We start from the raw sequence: 12398 nt of genomic DNA, 5'->3' as shown, positions 1-12398 counted from the left end.
TCCTCCTTTCGGGCGCTTATCCTTCATAATGACGAATGAACAAATCTTCAAGGGTTGGCGGTACAGATTCAAATTTCTTGACACCTAATTTGCTTGCTTCCATTAAGATATCGTTGAGATACTGATTATCCGCAGAGAATGTTGCTTGATTATCTTTTTGGTTGAAATCAAATACTCCATTTACAGTGGCCATTTTAGCCACATCACCTTCTGTTGCCAAAGTAACAGTAGAACGAGCCAAATGACGCAGCTCATCAAGGGTACCAGTTTCCACAATTTCACCTTGGCGAATGATGACAACCTTATCCGCCAAGCGTTCTACTTCACTCAAAATATGAGAGGATAGCAGGATGGCTTTACCTGATTCTTTGATTTTTTCCACTTCTTCCTGGAAAATTGCTTCCATCAAAGGGTCGAGACCAGAAGTTGGTTCATCAAAAATATATAAATCCGAATCAACAGATAATGCTGCAATCAAACCAACTTTTTGTCGATTTCCTTTCGAATATCCTTTGGCTTTTTTCTTAGGATCCAATTCAAAGCGTTTAATTAAATAATCGCGTTTTTGCTTGTCTCCACCACCATGCAATTTAAGAAATAGATCAATAATTTCGCCACCTGTTAGACTTCCCCACAACGAGACATCTCCAGGGACATAAGAAATTCGTTTATGAATTTCAAGGCTGTCTTTCCAAACATCCTTATCGAATATTTCCACATTGCCGGCATCTCGTTTAATAATTCCCAATAAAGTACGAATAGTTGTGGATTTACCAGCGCCATTAGGGCCAATAAAACCGACAACTTCTCCAGCATCTACCGTGAATGTCACATCACTTAATGCTTGAAATTTACCGAATTTCTTTTGTAAACCTTGCACTTTTACAATTTCTGTCATAACACTGACACTCCTTTTTATAAATAATTTTGACATCATTTTATAACGTGCTTTCAGTTTAAGGAGAAGTTTATAATTCCAGATAAAAAACTATTGTAAATATTGATACCCTCATCTAACGTTGTAAACTTCCCACTTCTTCGTTAAATTTCTAACTTTCAATACACCCATATTTCATTTTTATTTGTAAAAGCTGTACTTAAGTATTTTAGTATAACCCTCCCATTCTTTAAGATATTGATTTCCAAATTCACCAATATCTTCAAAGGTATCTATTTGATGGAGAGCTTTCTCCCCAAATCCAAACATTGTCCAATTCAGGATTTCAATTGCCTTTTCGATATCAATCTCTTCACGGAACTTGGAGTAATCAATATGTTTATATATTATCTTTTTACCTTGATCATAGATTGGATCAACTTTGTGCTTAATAATTTTTTTTACCTCAGCCGATTCTTCTTGGGTGGAAGAAGCCAAGAAATCAAATACGTGAGGGAACTTTTTATGGATATGCAATTTCTGTAATCCAATATTCTCGATTCTTTTAAAAAGATCGGTTTCACTTAAATCAATTTGTTCATAAAGCTTCGCAATAACTTGAATACTGTATTCGATTAAATATACATAAAGATCCTTTTTGCTATTAAAATAGTTAAATAATGAGCCTTTAGAGATATTAGCCTCTTTTACAATTTCGTTTGTTGATGCTTTTTCAAAACCACTTTGGACAAATTCCTTTATTGCTGCGTTAATAATCCGCTCTTGTTTCTCTGATTTTAAGTTATTGAACATGGAATAAATGGTGATTATCTCCTTTCCGTTAAAATTAAAGTGACCATTATGGTCATATACAGTATAATATAAGTGACCGGGTCAGTCAACAGGAATCTAAAAAATGGGGTTCAAGTAGAGCCTTGAAATAAAGTTCGATTAAAAAATCCAATATTTTATAATAAAATAAAAAGAAAAGTTTAAAAGTGCGTGAACATCCTCTAAAAGAACTTTAAAGGTTGGTTAAGGATATCTCCATAAGTCAATGAACTAACAACTTCAAATGTTTTAGTATCAGGGTTATATTCAAAGACGACTAGTTCGTGCTGCCTTAATAATTTTTTCCTTCAATCCAAAAAAACTATGGACCACATTCCAACTGAAATGCAATCCATAGTTCCTTAAGTTAATGACATTGATTATCAAGCGGGTTTGCTTCGGAATTCTTTTACCGTCAATTATATCTATGGGCTTTATCTTTTAATTTCTCCTCTTGGGAAAGAAAACTTCCCGCTGTAAACTCTTCTAAAGCATGTATGGCAAACCACGCGTTGGGATAAGTGATCGAGCTGCCACCAATCACACCAATTTTGAGGGTTTTCATAGTTTCACCGATGGTTGCCTGGCATTTAAGCAGCCTTCCATGTGATAGCAAATACATTCATCGCAGCAGCTGACTATTGATATGGCTAATCCCATAATGGTGTACTTACCCTAACTGGCGTTTAAATGCTTTACTGGCGATCAAATAAGCGATGACCATGATCCCCACACACCAGGCAAGCGCGGTCCAGATACCATTGCCAACAGACCCTTCATACAAGAGAGCACGAATCGCATTCACGATTGAAGTCACGGGCTGGTTCTCAGCGAACGCACGGACAATTTTAGGCATGGTTTCGGTGGGGACAAAGGCCGAACTGATAAACGGCAGGAAAATCAGCGGGTACGAGTAGGCTGTCGCCCCTTCCATAGACCCCGCTCTCAATCCAGGAATGACCGCCAGCCATGTCAGCGCCAGCGTAAACAGCCCGAGTATTCCAGCTACCGCGAGCCAATCCAGGATATCAGCGCTGGAACGGAAGCCCATCAAGAGCGCGACCAGGATAACCACCACGACAGTAAGCGCATTGGAAACAAGCGAGGTCAACACGTGAGCCCACAATACCGACGAACGCTTGATGGGCATGGTAATGAAACGCGCCATCAGCCCGCTCTTTACATCCGTAAATAGCCGCAAGGAAGTGTATGCCACGCCGGATGCGATAGTGATCAGCAGAATTCCCGGTAATAAATAATTGACGTAATTGTCCGTGCCTGTTTCAATGGCGCCGCCAAATACATAGACAAACAGCAGCATCATCATAATCGGCGTAATCGCCACCGTGATAATCGTATCCGGGCTGCGCATGATATTACGCATTAAACGCCCTAGTAATACCCCTGCTTTGCTTTTCATTTACATCTCCTCCTTGTTGCCGATGATCGCGAGGAAAATATCCTCCAATGTCGGCTGCTTCTCGATGTACTCCACTTTCGCTGGCGGGAACATCTCCTTGAGCTCGGTAAGGGTGCCGGTCGTAATGATTTTTCCGCCATGCAGGATGGCAATACGGTCTGCAAGTTGTTCGGCTTCCTCCAGGTACTGGGTCGTAAGCAAGATGGTCGTGCCACCCTCGGAAAGCTCCTTGACGGTATCCCAGACTTCAATCCGTGCTTCAGGGTCAAGCCCTGTGGTGGGTTCGTCGAGAAAAATAACTGCTGGCTTCCCGATCAGGCTCATGGCTATGTCAAGCCGGCGCTTCATCCCGCCGGAATACTGGTCCGCCCGGCGATCGGCCGCGTCACGCAGGCTGAATCTTACAAGCAGATTGTCGGCGACTTGAGCGGGATTGGAAACTCCCCGCAACTTGGCGATCATCATCAGGTTCTCCCTTCCTGTGAGCATGCCGTCTAAAGCTGCGAACTGCCCTGTTAGGCTGATACTCTGGCGAACACGATCCGGTTGACGCTGGACATCAAAGCCGCAAATTTCTGCTTCGCCACCATCGGGCTTCATCAGCGTCGAGAGGATGTTGACCGTCGTCGTCTTGCCCGCTCCATTTGAGCCCAGCAGTGCGAAAATTTCGCCACGTCGCACCTCAAAATCCCCCCCTTTAAGACTTCCTTGTCTTTAAAAGATTTTTTTAAACCTTTTACAGAAATCGCTGCATTGCTCATACTTTTTTCCCCCTTATAAAAAGCTCAGCAAGGCCGCTTGCGAGATCCGGAGTAATTATCCGGTCGAGTGCCTTGCGAAGCTAGATTACCTGTATTCCCCTACTTAGTCTGACTGATAATCTGTATAACTTATTACCAGGTTAAAAATAGAACTGAATAGTGAAGGTGGCAATTCACATTTGTAACCATCTATTCAGTCGGTATTATAGTACTACGTTCCTTCTATTTTTTCATAGCCTTATCGACTTTTTGAATGGATAAGAAACCAACATGGCTCCGCATTCGCGCAGCCACCGTCTATGATGAAAAAGAATTTCTAGCCTGGATAGGAGGTATATCACATTCATTTATTGCCAATACAGTTTAATAACAATACAACAAGGCCGAAAATACTCTGGTGGATCCTGAAAGGGGATACCCTGTATAAGAAACGGGTTGTGACAGTATAGAAGTACCATCTATTGTGACTAGAACACGTATACAAAAGTTTTTCAATAATACTACTGTCATTTGTATTGTTATATTGGTAATGTGGTCATCCTCCATTAACTATAATATAAAGGAGACCCTAACCAAAATTGCTAAATTTGTTCAAAGAAAGGACATAGTATTTTATCTTTAGATCACAAATAAAGCCCGTAGATAATTTAACCCCTTCAAAAAATTGAATGATGAAGGGTCTAGCTTTGTATTGGCTTTTCTCGATAAGTGTTTTCATACAAAAGTATATAAATTTAGGCTCTATTCTGATCTCGGCAGGGTAAGCCACGTCCGGCTCCAGTGCCCAGCGACTAGTGGACTTCCCTCACCTCCGTACGATAAGTCAACATCGGTTCGCTTTCAGCTCACCGTGTTTCCTTTATCTCCTACGGCTCAGTCCAGTCCATACGTCGCTAAACGGGCGCTTGCGCCTTTGGCGTGCCCAGCACGCTGTTAATTGCGAGTTGGTGAAAGTCCAACCCAAGTAAGTACCAAGACGCTTGGTAGCTGACAAGTGACTGGTGGAGAAATCCTAAGGTTGAAGCCTTGTGACAAAGCACACTCAGTAGTGCGAGCAACCTAACAGGTCGTAACATAAAAGTGAATCCTGCCGCCTCGTCAGCAGACCCACACGTGGACAAGGAGAAGTCGATCCTGGCAAAGGAAGGAGAAGACCATGGAAGGTGTCAAGAACTTGGAAGAGCAGCACTGAAGAATCTCTCGGGGTAAGGGGAGCGACATGTTAGGAAAGTAATTAACGGAACTGGGGATACCCTCCTCGGTCACTCTACGGAGTAAAACAGAAACCTATAAGCCGATGGTGAAGTGGTGGAAGGGCTGAGAGGGAGTCGGAGGGGGTCATAGTACCGATGATGACGATGACAACACAACATTGTCTAGGGAAGGACGGCATAAGCCAATACCCTACTTCGTTCACAAGTTTGAAAGGAGGTACGAGTAAGTGAATGCCGGAAAACTGGCTAACTACACCAATGGAAAAGCTCAACGACTCCGATCAACTTTATATCTTTGTGCCAAGGAAAGTCCTACGAGACGATTTCACGCACTATATGATAAGATCTATCGTCCTGATATACTGGCGGAAGCATGGAAAAGAGTCAAATCCAAGAATGGAAGTGGTGGAATCGACAGGCAAACAATCGATGAGATTGTATATGACTATGGGGAAAGGGAATTCTTAAATGAGTTATACCTTGAACTAAAGGAAAATCAATTCCGTCCAAATCCAGTCAGAAGAACCTATATTTCAAAAGGAAATGGGAAAACAAGACCACTGGGAATCCCAACCATTAAGGACAGAGTGGCACAGATGGCAACAAAACTGGTACTAGAACCCATATTCGAAACAGATTTTCAAGATTGCTCGTATGGATTCAGACCAAAACGCAATGCCCATCAAGCCATAGCGAAAATCAAGAAAGCCAGTAAGAAGTCTGCTTGGGTGGTAGATGCCGATATTAAAGGGTATTTTGATAACATCAACCAAGATAAACTGATGAGGCTAGTGAAAATGAGAATTAGCGATAGAAGAGTACTAAAACTCATTCGCAAATGGTTGCGAGCAGGAATCATGGAAGATGGCCATTTTCGTGATTCTGTAACCGGGGTTCCGCAGGGTGGTGTGATCTCGCCACTATTATCGAACATCTATCTAAATGTATTGGACTCACTCTGGAATAAGAAGTTTGCACACCTGGGGCAAATTGTTCGCTATGCAGACGACTTTGTTATTATGTGCTCTACGAAGCAACAAGCGTTGGAAAGTATTCAGGTATTAAGAGGTATCATGAAGAAACTGAACCTTACACTTAGTCCTGAGAAATCAAGGCTTGTCAATATATGGGATAATACAAATGGATTTGACTTCTTGGGACTTCATCACAGAAAATTCCCTATTCTTATTAAAGGCGGTTACAAAATACATGTGATGTCGCACATACCGAGTAAAAAGGCAATGAAGAAAATGCGAGAGAAGATCAAGGAATATGTGGGAAAGAACAATAAATTGTCCCTAGACATAGAAGATCTCATAATAGGGCTGAATCGAAAGCTGCAAGGGTTTAAGAACTACTATCTTACTTCCCCGATAGCTAAGAAATGGCTTAATCGTATCGACTGGTATGTACTTGAACGACTTACAATATTTTGGAACAGGAAACGAAATAAACGCCACAAACACAGTAAAATGGGCGAGGTAATAGAAATGACCAAATATAAATTAGTGAAATTGGCGAGTTAGACAAGTACGTAATGCCAAAGAAAGAAGAACGTCGGAAAGCCGTATGAGGGAAAACCTCATGTACGGTTTGATGAGGGGGAACAGGAAGAGGAATTGCCCTCAAGTCTGGCTTAGTAAGGTGGAAAACCCTGAAACCCGAGGACAAGAAGGCAATATCTAACTCCTGTTTTCTACTCTACTTCTTGACCGATTCTTGATAGAGATCAGCGTAAGTTTTTGAACCTTCAATCAGTGCATCGCAGAAAGCAGCAACGTCTGTCCCTGTGACTTCAAGCACACCTTTTCCAGCAACTGCGCCTTCTTCAAAGAAGCTGAGAATTTCCGAGAGCAGTCCGATACCTTCGTTTAGCTCAACAGGACCGACTTTGAAGAGATATTTTTGAATCTCTTTATAGACAATTTGGTAATCTTGTGGAAGTGCTTTGACACGCGAAACATGTGCTCTCCATTCTTTTTTGTCTTGGATGATTTTTTTGATACTCATTTCAGTCCTCCTAATTTTCTTACTACGTTCTTGTTGAGTTGGTCTCGCCATTTATCTCTATAAATTTTTGCGCCTTCGTCACCAACAAGCGCTGTGCAGAAGCCTATGATATCATCTCCTAGTACTTCTTCGACGCTCTGACCGTCTGCTGATGTAACTTCAAGCAGTTCAAGAGCACTGTCAAGAATAGGCATCAGATTACGACCGGTGAAATCCCCACGAACCCACAGATTACTTATAATTTCTTTCCAAGCTGTTTGATATTCAGCTGGCAAGACTTTTACTCGTGCTTCAAAACCTTTCATTTCTTTAGTCATATCGCTGCCGGTTATTTTTTCTAAAAAGTTCATTGTAGTCTCCTTTAAGATGCTAAGCTGTTCAGCAAAGTTCTATTATTTAATCGTATCGTTCAACTTCGCGCGATATTTGTCCTTCCAAGTCTTCGCATCCTTCACTAGTTCTTCGCAAAAAGAGCCCACGTCCTCACCCGTAAGGTCAGTAATTTTCCTGCCTGCCGCTGCACCTTCCTCAAAAAGGTCGAGAATGCCGCCAAAAATACGGCTCATGTCCTTCCAGTCGGTGAGGCCACCAGCGGTCCACATATATTTTTGGATAGCTTTGTAAGCGTTATGGTACTCACTTGGAAGTGCCTTCGCACGCGCCTCCATCGCCTTCCATTCCCGCTTGTCATCCAGACTTCCGATAATTTTTTCAATAAAACTCATTTTACCTTCTCCTTTTGATTTCTTTAGTTTTGAGTTCGTTCATTTTGCTTGAGATAAAATCCCATTTTCTCCAAAAAATTTCAAGTTGCTTTTGACCTGCTGCGTTGAGTTTGTAAAATTTTCTCGGCGGTCCCACAGTGGATCGCTTTTTCTCGATGTCCACCAGATTGTTTTTCTCAAGCCTTATAGTAATCGTATAAACTGTGCCTTCAACTACATCAGTGAAACCAAGTTCTCGCAGCTGTTGCGTGATTTCATAGCCGTAAGTTTCGCCACGGCTGATGATCTCAAGCACACAACCCTCAAGCACTCCTTTCAGCATTTCTGTGATATTTTCCAAATTTCTCCCCCATTTGTATTTCACTATATTTTTTTCAGTACTCTGTAACACAGGTATTTTGTAATACAGATATTAAGTATTACTTATTACTGGTATATAGTAACGCAGAATAGTATCACTTGTCAAGAATAAAATATTTCGTCAAAAAATCCCATTATTACGATCTTCATAGGTGTTTTAATCAAATTTGATAGCTCATAATTGTATGGTAGGGGTTTTGTGTCGCAAACAATTTTAAAGATGTTGAATCAATTATTGATACAATTTTGCATTGGGAACCGGTGAGGTTAAAACCGACCTCCTGCTATTTATTAATGGCAGAAGGCAGTAGGTAATCCTTAAAGTAATGTATTAGTCTGGAAGCATCGTCAACTATATTGCTGGTATATATCACTACAAGTTGATAATCTGGAACAACAAGGATATACTGTCCCTTAAACCCAGATGCAAGAAAGAACCTGGGCTCATTACCTTGCTGTTTATTAATCTACCAGTGATAACCATACGCACTACTATCATTTACCTTGAACTTAGCCGATGTAGACTCTTCAATCCAGTGACTTGGAACGATCTGATTGGAATTCCATCTCCCTTTGTCCATGTATAATACACCGATCTTTAGCAAATCAACAGTCATCATGTTCAAACCGAACCCGGCAATAGCTACGCCCTGTGCATCAAAGTTCCACCTATAATTTGTGATTCCAAGGGGTATAAATAAATGTTTTTTCGCAAAGGCTTCAGTATTTAATCCCGTCGCTTTTTGTAAAATCGCACTCAACAAATGAGAAGAACCACAACTATAGATCATTCTTTGCCCCGGCGGGTAATCAACTGGTTGATCAAGTATAAATTCAACCCAATTTTTACTTGGTATCATGGCATTGTTACCTGGCCAGTGCAAACCTGAAGTCATTGTTAATAAGTGTTTTATAGTAATTTTTTGATCCGCTGTATCTTTTTTAAATTCTGGAAAATAATGAATGATAGGTGTGTTGACATGTTCGATGTATCCCTTATTTATGGCAATACCAATAAGGATAGATAAGATACTTTTCGTAACGGAATATATTTTATGTTGTCTTTCTTTCATTTTTCGATTTCTAAAATATTCAAATACCACAGACTTGCGGTGATGGACAAGGCAACTATCAATCTTATCTTTCTTAATTTTTCTTTCAAAATTTTTTATTAGGTCCTCATTCATACTGTTAAGAATCCTCCTATACAACGGGTTGGCATAACATCCATCATTATAGATCAACCCAATATCTTCTCTCTTCTTTCTTAACCTCAAACCCTAGGAATTTATAAAGTTTTAAAGCTGATTGATTTTTCGTTTCAACCAGAAGTTGTGCATATTCTAAATTGCAGTTTCTTAAATGTCTTATCCCTTCCGTTATTAAATGTTTTGCAAGTCCATGTCTTCTCCAATAGGGCTTAACGAACACATCTTCAATCGTGCCTATGTTCTCATTTTTTACTTTCCAAACTAGTATGCTGCCAATAATCATCTCATCGTTGTAAAAAGCTGTAATTGCTTTCCAAAATGGATTATTTTTATACTCGCGCAATTTCTCCACTCCAGTAGGGTCATCTGGCCAGATTTCACTTTCCGCCTTTAAATATTTACTTTTTTCTTCCTTTGTGTCAATGTACCAATGTTTTATGGTTACACCGGGTATTTTTATACCTATTCGAGGAACAGATTCAGATACTTTGTAATTCATCCAGTACAAGCTTTTATAATGCTTGAATCCTTTGTCCTCAAGATAATTTTGAAAACACCAACTGGAAACCAAACTTAAATTAGCTAAGACCTTTTATTATATAAATTCAACAAAAAGCCACAGAATTATATAAATAACCCTGTGGCTCAAATTGATAAATTCATAAAAATTGCCTGTGCTAATTGCCAAGCTCTAATCATAGATCCAAATCAATCATTATCTAACTAAATTAATCCGTATGAGTGAGAGGCAATAAATTTAACTTCCAAGGTTATCTTCATGAAATTTGACATTGCGTAACCTCACTCCCTTCCATAATATTACGAAAATTATACCAACTAAATTCCAAGAAGTCAATTATTATGAAGCTAACATTTTCTCCCTCGTTAATATTATCTGATTAAAACCAGCATTAACTCTATTGTATTAAAACAACCCTGTCCACTAATCAAATGACTTGGCGAAGTTTTCGTGTCACAAACAGTTTTAAAAGGGAAGTTTGTGTCGTTTTAATTAGATACAAACTTCCCAATATTAATTTAAATGATAATGTAGATTTATAAACATTTTAGTGTTTTTTTATCGTCTAGGAAATTATAAAATTTTGCGGCTGTGGATAACTTAATAACCGGATAAGCCACGTCCGGCTCCAGCGCCCAGCGCTTGCGCCTTTGTTCTTATGGCATATTCGTGCCGCCTGACAGTAAGTTCCTAATAATTTATAACTCCTACCCCTCTAAGTTATTATGCAATGGCTTTGTTGTAAACGCGAGTTGACCAAATCAATGTGATGATTGTAATAACCACAATGACAATAAACCCTACGAAAACAGATTGGTTCACGATTGATCCTTCCGCTAATTTTTTAGATGCTTCCACTCCATAATAAAGTGGATTGATATGAGCGAGTACTTGTAACCATTTTGGACCAAATGATATTGGTAATAAAATTCCTGCGAGTAAAGTTAACGGCAATTGTAAACTTGTTATTACAGCAGCAACTCCACCCACGTCTTGGAAAATCAAACCTAGACTTCCAGACCATGCTGAAAACATCATCGTAATAATTGAAAGTAATAGTAATTGTAGTAAAATACCTACTAAGTGAACTTCATACCCAAATAAACTTGAGATTACTAAAACGATAGTTGCTGGAATAAGAAACGCTACGACATCTTTTAATACCCCACCCATTAACATGGCGAATCGACTTGCAGGGGTTACACGTAAACGTTCAATAATCCCGCTCTTTAGGTCAAAAACCATTGTCCATCCTGTACCCGTCCCTGAGCTAAATGCTAAGAGAACTAGAATTCCCGGCACAAACATTTCCAAGACCTGGGCTGTATTCATGGCAGGATGCGTTATATTTTTTAATAATGGACTAAACAACAGTATATACAACAACGGAGTCATCAACCCAGAGATTACCCAAGCAATTTGACGAGCTGACTCTTTTAATTTACGAACAAAGAAAATATTCGTTTCCCGTACTACTTGCATCATTGTTCTCCTTCCTTTCCGCCATCACGTAATTCCTGTCCAGTTAAGGCTAAGAAGACATCATTTAAAGATGGCATTGATAATGATATATTTGCCAATTCGATATGATGTTCTTTCGTGTATTCAAAAATGTGAGCAACTAATTCTTCGCCTTTGGAAGTGTAAATGGTAAAATTCATACCCGTTTCTATCACATTACCAATTGCTAATTGATTAAAGAGCTGTTTCATTTTTTCAGCGTCTCGTGAATTTTTCAGTTCTATCGAAATAGCTTCCCCTGAAATCTTTTTCTTTAATTCTGTTGGTGTTCCCTCAGCAATGATCTTGCCGTGATCTAGAATAATTAAACGGTCACTTAAGGCGTCAGCTTCCTCTAAATAGTGAGTGGTAAGGAAAATTGTCATTCCATTGTCTCGTAATTTTTTAATATGTTGCCATAAATTAGCACGGTTTTGTGGATCAAGTCCTGTCGTTGGTTCATCTAGAAATAATACTTTTGGTTCATGTAAAATTCCTTGAGCAATCTCAACACGACGTTTTTGCCCCCCGGACAATGTGCGAACAAAGCGCGAAAGCAATTCATGAAAATCAAGCAACTTACTCAATTTGTCAATTCTTTGCGCTGTAACATCTTTTGAGAGTCCATATAATTTCCCTGATAATTCTAGATTTTCATGTACTGTTGCGTTTGGATCAGCACCACCAAGTTGACTAACATAGCCTATTTTCGTACGAACCTTTTTGGCATCGGTTAAAACATTACATCCAGCTACATCAGCCGTTCCGCCACTAATTGGTAACAATGTTGTTAGTATTCGTTGCGTTGTGGTCTTGCCTGCTCCACTTGGTCCAAGAAAACTAAAGATTTCACCTTGATAGACTGTAAAGCTAATATTATCAACGGCAATAATTTTTTCTTTTTTATTCCCATAGGTCATACTTAAATTTTCCACACTAATTGCCTTGACCATAATAGTCAGACCCACC

12 protein-coding genes and 1 pseudogene are annotated in these 12398 nt (G+C 39.7%); 1 reads left to right on the top strand and 12 read right to left on the bottom strand.

From position 1 onward, the window contains the following. Nucleotides 1–16: 16 nt before the first annotated feature. The 4 genes and pseudogenes from CZ382_RS06430 to CZ382_RS06410 all read right to left on the bottom strand — a co-directional run bounded on the left by CZ382_RS06430 (nucleotide 17) and on the right by CZ382_RS06410 (nucleotide 3889). The gene (locus tag CZ382_RS06430; RefSeq protein WP_088050379.1) at nucleotides 17–898 is read right to left on the bottom strand and encodes an ABC transporter ATP-binding protein; all 882 of its coding nucleotides are present in this window, start codon (nucleotides 896–898) and stop codon (nucleotides 17–19) included. A 180-nt stretch (nucleotides 899–1078) separates the two neighbouring features. Further along, the gene (locus tag CZ382_RS06425) at nucleotides 1079–1690 is read right to left on the bottom strand and encodes a TetR/AcrR family transcriptional regulator (RefSeq protein ID WP_235000396.1); all 612 of its coding nucleotides are present in this window, start codon (nucleotides 1688–1690) and stop codon (nucleotides 1079–1081) included. A 688-nt stretch (nucleotides 1691–2378) separates the two neighbouring features. After that, nucleotides 2379–3128, bottom strand: coding sequence for an ABC transporter permease (locus tag CZ382_RS06415; protein ID WP_088050377.1), 750 nt, complete (start codon nucleotides 3126–3128; stop codon nucleotides 2379–2381). Further along, nucleotides 3129–3889, bottom strand: a pseudogene (locus CZ382_RS06410) (ABC transporter ATP-binding protein). A 1441-nt stretch (nucleotides 3890–5330) separates the two neighbouring features. Here CZ382_RS06410 and ltrA point away from each other — a divergent pair. Then, on the top strand, nucleotides 5331–6629 hold the full coding sequence (gene ltrA, locus CZ382_RS06400; RefSeq protein WP_088050375.1) for a group II intron reverse transcriptase/maturase: 1299 nt from the start codon (nucleotides 5331–5333) through the stop codon (nucleotides 6627–6629). A 175-nt stretch (nucleotides 6630–6804) separates the two neighbouring features. Here the strand turns inward: ltrA and CZ382_RS06395 are convergent, their stop codons facing one another. The 8 genes from CZ382_RS06395 to CZ382_RS06360 form a co-directional block, all read right to left on the bottom strand. After that, the gene (locus CZ382_RS06395; protein WP_088050374.1) at nucleotides 6805–7113 is read right to left on the bottom strand and encodes a DUF1048 domain-containing protein; all 309 of its coding nucleotides are present in this window, start codon (nucleotides 7111–7113) and stop codon (nucleotides 6805–6807) included. After that, nucleotides 7110–7463, bottom strand: coding sequence for a DUF1048 domain-containing protein (locus CZ382_RS06390; protein WP_088050373.1), 354 nt, complete (start codon nucleotides 7461–7463; stop codon nucleotides 7110–7112). The genes CZ382_RS06395 and CZ382_RS06390 overlap by 4 nt, the downstream gene beginning before the upstream one ends. A gap of 42 nt (nucleotides 7464–7505) precedes the next feature. After that, the gene (locus tag CZ382_RS06385; protein WP_088050372.1) at nucleotides 7506–7838 is read right to left on the bottom strand and encodes a DUF1048 domain-containing protein; all 333 of its coding nucleotides are present in this window, start codon (nucleotides 7836–7838) and stop codon (nucleotides 7506–7508) included. A gap of 1 nt (nucleotide 7839) precedes the next feature. Beyond that, the gene (locus CZ382_RS06380) at nucleotides 7840–8178 is read right to left on the bottom strand and encodes a PadR family transcriptional regulator (RefSeq protein WP_088050371.1); all 339 of its coding nucleotides are present in this window, start codon (nucleotides 8176–8178) and stop codon (nucleotides 7840–7842) included. Nucleotides 8179–8665: 487 nt separating this feature from the next. Beyond that, entirely contained in the window at nucleotides 8666–9385 is a 720-nt protein-coding gene (locus CZ382_RS06375) for a serine hydrolase domain-containing protein (protein ID WP_235000395.1), read from the bottom strand. 46 nt (nucleotides 9386–9431) lie between these two features. After that, complete coding sequence (locus CZ382_RS06370; RefSeq protein ID WP_088050370.1) at nucleotides 9432–9908, bottom strand: GNAT family N-acetyltransferase; 477 nt, start codon at nucleotides 9906–9908, stop codon at nucleotides 9432–9434. Nucleotides 9909–10652: 744 nt separating this feature from the next. After that, complete coding sequence (locus tag CZ382_RS06365) at nucleotides 10653–11414, bottom strand: ABC transporter permease (RefSeq protein ID WP_230856015.1); 762 nt, start codon at nucleotides 11412–11414, stop codon at nucleotides 10653–10655. After that, a complete protein-coding gene (locus CZ382_RS06360; protein ID WP_088050369.1) occupies nucleotides 11411–12382 on the bottom strand; it encodes an ATP-binding cassette domain-containing protein in 972 nt (323 codons plus the stop codon). The genes CZ382_RS06365 and CZ382_RS06360 overlap by 4 nt, the downstream gene beginning before the upstream one ends. Nucleotides 12383–12398: the final 16 nt, after the last annotated feature.

Source organism: Virgibacillus dakarensis, from assembly GCF_900155625.1.
Classification (GTDB): domain Bacteria; phylum Bacillota; class Bacilli; order Bacillales; family Amphibacillaceae; genus Lentibacillus_C; species Lentibacillus_C populi.
Note: the sequence above shows the minus strand (reverse complement) of the source record. Positions and strands in the feature narration are given on the sequence as shown.

What these genes read in the sequence shown, in the direction of transcription:
- CZ382_RS06370 (WP_088050370.1), bottom strand. Translation starts at nt 9,908, where the DNA reads ATGAATTACAAAGTATCTGAATCTGTTCCTCGAATAGGTATAAAAATA.
- CZ382_RS06395 (WP_088050374.1), bottom strand. Translation starts at nt 7,113, where the DNA reads ATGAGTATCAAAAAAATCATCCAAGACAAAAAAGAATGGAGAGCACAT.
- CZ382_RS06415 (WP_088050377.1), bottom strand. Translation starts at nt 3,128, where the DNA reads ATGAAAAGCAAAGCAGGGGTATTACTAGGGCGTTTAATGCGTAATATC.
- CZ382_RS06375 (WP_235000395.1), bottom strand. Translation starts at nt 9,385, where the DNA reads ATGAATGAGGACCTAATAAAAAATTTTGAAAGAAAAATTAAGAAAGAT.
- CZ382_RS06430 (WP_088050379.1), bottom strand. Translation starts at nt 898, where the DNA reads ATGACAGAAATTGTAAAAGTGCAAGGTTTACAAAAGAAATTCGGTAAA.
- CZ382_RS06425 (WP_235000396.1), bottom strand. Translation starts at nt 1,690, where the DNA reads ATGTTCAATAACTTAAAATCAGAGAAACAAGAGCGGATTATTAACGCA.
- CZ382_RS06385 (WP_088050372.1), bottom strand. Translation starts at nt 7,838, where the DNA reads ATGAGTTTTATTGAAAAAATTATCGGAAGTCTGGATGACAAGCGGGAA.
- CZ382_RS06360 (WP_088050369.1), bottom strand. Translation starts at nt 12,382, where the DNA reads ATGGTCAAGGCAATTAGTGTGGAAAATTTAAGTATGACCTATGGGAAT.
- CZ382_RS06390 (WP_088050373.1), bottom strand. Translation starts at nt 7,463, where the DNA reads ATGAACTTTTTAGAAAAAATAACCGGCAGCGATATGACTAAAGAAATG.
- CZ382_RS06365 (WP_230856015.1), bottom strand. Translation starts at nt 11,414, where the DNA reads ATGATGCAAGTAGTACGGGAAACGAATATTTTCTTTGTTCGTAAATTA.